1 pseudogene is annotated in these 914 nt (G+C 26.5%); it reads right to left on the bottom strand.

Annotation, left to right across the window (positions count from 1 at the left end):
* Positions 1-894, bottom strand: a pseudogene (locus CAMP5060_RS08125) (hypothetical protein); the annotation flags it as partial.
* Positions 895-914: the final 20 nt, after the last annotated feature.

Genomic DNA, 914 nt, shown 5'->3' with positions numbered 1-914 from the left:
ATTGTTTATTGCAATTATTTTATCCTTAATTATTTTATCTTGTTGCTCCATTTGTAAAAATTGAAAATCTATTACTTGTTTTCTAGCACACAAAGTATTGTTCAAAATTTGAATTTGATCTTTTTGATTCGTATAAGTCTTATCTTTTAAATAAGTTGTAAAAATAAAAAAATCAATATCTTTAGTTACTTCTCTGTATTGTATAAAGTCCATATTGAATCGATATTTAATAAAAACATTAATTATATCTGAATTTTCCTGAAAAGCTATTAAAGGATCAAAACCCTTATTGGAACAATAATTACCAAACCATAACAAATCACTCTCGTTTGGAAAACGAGGGTCTAGAATAGGAAGGTAACGTGGATATCGAAAATACCAACAAGAACAAAAATTAATTTTTTCAGGAAAACCAATATTTTTTAGATTTGGTTGGGTTTCATATAATTTTAAATACTCATCTATACGCAAAGGCTGAAGAAATAGTAAATCAGGTCTAGTAGTTAAAAAAATATCATATTTTACTTTCATTTCTTCTTCATATTCTTTCCTAAGAGCCATTGCTTTTCGTATAGACTCATATCTTCCTGCCGGTTTATTTGGATCTATTTCAATTATATATTTTTTGGGTTGATATATCTTAATAATATTAGCTTTATCACTGGGTGATAATTTTTTTCCCGTCATTGTTGGAAAAAGATTATCTTTTGCATGCCATATATTACGATCTGTTATATTAAACACATCCCATGTATGTATAAATATGTCTATATCCCAACCGTCTTTTTTATTGATTTCTATAATATTTTGATAAAAACTTTGATATGTTTTTTCATATGTTCTCATATGTCCATACAAATGAATAGCCAGTCGTTTGGTTTTATTCTCAATCACTAAACACCCTTTTTTATACT

Source organism: Campylobacter sp. 1569, from assembly GCF_024723675.1.
In the GTDB taxonomy this organism is placed as follows: domain Bacteria; phylum Campylobacterota; class Campylobacteria; order Campylobacterales; family Campylobacteraceae; genus Campylobacter_D; species Campylobacter_D jejuni_C.
The sequence above is the reverse complement of the archived record's forward strand: the minus strand, read 5'-3'. Positions and strand labels throughout refer to the sequence as shown.